Consider the following 3,644-nt stretch of genomic DNA (forward strand, 5'->3'; position numbering starts at 1 on the left):
CCGGACGTCCCGGCGGTGCGGCCGCCCGCGGCGGCGTCGGGCTCCGGCCAGCTCGGCGACCGGCCCGACGCGGCGCAGCACCGCCTCCCACCCCTCGCCCGAGACCAGCGGCAGGTGCGGGACGCCCCAGTGCCACGCCGACACCAGCAGGTCGGGGTCGGCGCGGCCGGTAGTCGGTGCCGAGGGCGCGCGCCATGTCCCACGCGTGCAGATGCCACTCGACGCACGCCGCGCCCGCGTGGTCGCCCACGGTGTACTTGGTGCCCCGGTAGATCAGGTGGGTGCGGTCCCACATGTCGGGCATCAGGTCGGCGTACGCGCCCGCCGACACCCCGAACGCCATGATCCGCTCGGGACCCGGCTCGGGCGGCAGCACCGCCAGCTCGGCCGCGTTCTGCCGGGCCTGCTGCCGGATCAGCACGGCCGTCGCGCCCTCCCGGGCGAACAGCTTCGCGAGCCGGCTGTCCGGTGCGTCCTGCAGGTACTCCAGGAAGTTCTCGCCGACGCACCGCAGGTGCCCGGCGAGGTCGATCAGCTGCCAGTCCGAGCACGGCGTCGGGACGTTCCAGTCCTCGGCCCGGCCCGCCAGCTCACCGATCGCCCGCACCCCGTCCCGATAGGACTCGAGTACGCGGCGCCGGTCCGGCGGCGTGCGCTCCACGTGACTTCCCCCCGCGTCCAGAGCACCTCTGCCCTCTCCACCGGGACGCGTCCCGCCCCCGGCCGCGAACGCGCGGCGGCGGGCGGGTCGTCCCGGTGCTCCCCGAGAGGGCAGACTCTCAAAGTTCGGTGGCCGGTGCCACCCGGTGACGCTGTGTCGCCCCACGTCCGGCCCGGGACGCCCCTCCCCGAGGCGGCCGGGGACCGTCGGCCCGTGCCCGGCGGCCGCCCGTCAGACGGCGGCGGTCGGCGCGGTGCGGAAGCTCAGCCGGTGCGCCTCGCGCGCGGTGCGCAGCCGGTCGACCTCGTCGGTCCACGGCCGGACGGAAACGGTCGCCTTCGCCTTGCGGACCTCGATCTCGGCGGCGCGCTGGGCCTTCGCGTCCTGCGCGTCGGTCGCGTACGCCTTCGGGCCCATCTCGGCGCGCTCGGCGGCCTCGGCGGCGGCGAGCGCCCCGGTCAGCGCGACGTCGAACGCGATCGTCAGCTCCCGCAGCTCCTCCGGCGCGACGGCGTCGCCCTGCGCGTCCCGCAGCGCCCGCTCGGCCTCGGTGGCCGCGGCGAGCCGCTCGGCGTACCCGGCGGCCAACCGCCGGTCGGCCTCGTGCAGCTCCACGACGTCCTTGTTCCCCCGGCGGCCCAGCGGCATGGTGCTCTCCTTCAAGCTAACGGTCGTTCTCAAATCCGATCGAGGCCAGCGTACGCGGACGGCGCGCGGGTTGTGACGGGGGACACCCGCGATCGCGCCTTTACGCAGTAAGGTGGGCGCGGCGGCGGCGGGTCCGGCCCGCGGCTTCCGGCGCGTCGGGCGGCGTTCGCCACCGGACGCCGCCTTTACTCAGTAAGGTCACCTCATGGTCCGGCAACCTGCGATCAACGCGCGGAACCGCGCGCCGCTGTCCACCGAGCGCATCATCGAGGCCGCCCTGCAGATCGTGGACGGGCAGGGCCTCGGCCGTCTCACCATGCGCCGCCTCGGCGACGCGCTGGAGGTGGAGGCGATGGCGATCTACCACCATCTCCCCCGCGGCAAGGAGCAGCTGCTCGACGGCCTCGTCGCGCACGTCGCCGCCGCGCCCGTCGCCCCGGACGGGGACGCCGGGAACGCCGGGGACGCGCTGCGCGGCTGGGCGCGCGGCTACCGCGCCCGGCTGCTCGAACACGCCGGCGTGCTGCCGCTCGTCGTGACCCGCCGCAACCCCGCGGCGCTCACCGAGACCGTCGCGTCCCTGCGCGAGGCGCTGCGCCTCGGCGGCGCCGCCGAGGACACGGCCGCCGTCGCCGCGCACACCCTGCTCGGCTACGTCATCGGGCACGCCGCCCTCGAGGTGCGCGGCACCGCCGAGGACGGCGCCGACCGCGCGGTGAACTGGGACGCCCGCTTCGACGCGGGCCTCGACGTCGTCCTGAACGGCGCCCGCTGACCGCCTCCCGGCGCTCCCGCCGATCCGTGCGGTTCAGTCCTCGACGACGAGGATCTCCAGGTGGCGGGGGCCGTGCGGTCCCGGGACCCGCACCGACTCGACGTCGCGGGTGGCCGACGGGCCGCTGATCCAGGTCAGCGGACGCGCCGGGTCGAGGCGCGCGACGACCTCCGGGACCGTCCCGGCGATCTGGTCGGCGTGCACGACGCACAGGTGGTAGTCGGGAAGGAGCGTCAGCGCGCGCCGTCCCTGCGCGCGGCCGCCGTCCAGCACGACCGTCCCGGTCCGCGCGACGGCCGCCGCGCAGCCCGTCACGACCCCGTCGGACGCGGCGAGGGTCTCGGCGTCCAGGACGGGCGTGTCGGCGAGCGCCCGCACCCCCTCCAGCTCCGCCAGCCACCCGAACGGCAGGTCGGCCGGGACGACGATCTGCTTCGCCTCCCGCCCCCACAGCGCGGCGGCGACGGCGGTGCGCGACGTCGTCGGCGGCGGACGTGCCGGACGGCCGCGCGGTTCTCGGCGACCCGCTCGGTGAACAGCGTGAGGACGTGGCGGACCGCGGCCTCCGCGGCGGTCAGCCGCCGCGCGTACCCGCGCGGGACCGGCGGGGCCGTGCCGCGGTCCCCGCCGAGGGCGTCGCGGACGCGCGCAGGATCCGCCGTCGCGGGACTCACCGGCGCGCCTGCCAGTCGCGGAAGCTCCGCGCGGGCGGCGCGGGCACGTCCCGGGCGTCGGTCCACTTGCCGAGCAGGCCGGGCAGCCGGCGGATCCGGCCGCCGCGCGACAGCAGCCGCGCCCACCGGGAGCCCGCCGGACCGCGAGCCGGTACCTGCGGGCGTCCGCCATCGTCCAGGCCAGGCCGCGCATCAGCACCAGCTCGGGCGTCGGGACGGGACGGGCGCGGCGCGACTCCACGACCGTGCCGCGCAGGTGCACCAGGACCTCCGGGATGTCGATCTTCACGGGGCACACGTCGGTGCACGCGCCGCAGAGCGTGGACGCGAACGGCAGCGACGCGTTCGCGGCGCTCTCCACCCCGCGCAGCTGCGGGGTGAGCATCGCGCCGACCGGCCCCGGGTAGACGGGGCCGTACGGGCCGCCGCCCGTCCGCTCGTACACCGGGCACACGTTCAGGCAGGCCGAGCAGCGGATGCAGCGCAGCGCCGCCCGCCCGACCTCGTCGGCGAGCGCGCGGGTGCGGCCGTTGTCGAGCAGGACGAGGTGGAACGCGCGGGGCCCGTCGCCGGGGTGCACGCCCGTCCAGGCCGACACGTACGGGGACATGCGGTCGCCCGACGAGGCACGCGGCAGCAACTGGAGCAGCACTTCGAGGTCGGCCCACGACGGGACGACCTTGTCGATGCCCGCGACGGTGATCAGCGTCTCGGGGAGGGTGAGGCACATGCGTCCCTCGCCGCCGGACTCCGCCAGCACGGCGGTGCCGGTGTCGGCGGCCAGGAACGAGCCGATGACGGCGACGCGCGCGGCGGTGAACCGGTCCGCGCAGGTGGGCGCGGGCGGCGGCGGCGAGGGCGGCCGGGTCGTCGGCCAGGTCCGCGG

Annotated in this window: 4 protein-coding genes and 1 pseudogene; 1 reads left to right on the forward strand and 4 read right to left on the reverse strand. The window is 76.9% G+C overall.

Annotated elements, in window-relative coordinates:
* A partial coding sequence (locus BJF79_RS34720) for a maleylpyruvate isomerase N-terminal domain-containing protein (protein WP_262402998.1) occupies positions 1-661 on the reverse strand: 661 nt, incomplete at its 3' end.
* 231 nt (positions 662-892) lie between these two features.
* Complete coding sequence (locus tag BJF79_RS34725; RefSeq protein WP_262402999.1) at positions 893-1,324, reverse strand: plectin; 432 nt, start codon at positions 1,322-1,324, stop codon at positions 893-895.
* Positions 1,325-1,514: 190 nt separating this feature from the next.
* On the opposite strand from BJF79_RS34725, the gene BJF79_RS34730 reads away from it, so the two are divergent.
* Positions 1,515-2,084 carry a TetR/AcrR family transcriptional regulator gene (locus BJF79_RS34730; protein ID WP_075903798.1) on the forward strand — a complete coding sequence of 190 codons (570 nt, stop codon included), beginning with the start codon at positions 1,515-1,517 and terminating at the stop codon, positions 2,082-2,084.
* 33 nt (positions 2,085-2,117) lie between these two features.
* Here the strand turns inward: BJF79_RS34730 and BJF79_RS67670 are convergent, their stop codons facing one another.
* Positions 2,118-2,462: a lactate utilization protein C gene (locus tag BJF79_RS67670; protein WP_410050183.1), complete on the reverse strand. Its 345-nt coding sequence runs from the start codon at positions 2,460-2,462 to the stop codon at positions 2,118-2,120.
* Between the two features lie 292 nt (positions 2,463-2,754).
* Positions 2,755-3,644 (reverse strand): annotated as a pseudogene (locus BJF79_RS67675) (LUD domain-containing protein); the annotation flags it as partial.

The sequence above is a fragment of the Actinomadura sp. CNU-125 genome (genome assembly GCF_001942465.1).
Lineage (GTDB): Bacteria > Actinomycetota > Actinomycetes > Streptosporangiales > Streptosporangiaceae > Spirillospora.

Excerpts from the sequence above, each read along its gene's own strand:
- BJF79_RS34730 (WP_075903798.1), top strand. The coding sequence starts at position 1,515 with ATGGTCCGGCAACCTGCGATCAACGCGCGGAACCGCGCGCCGCTGTCC.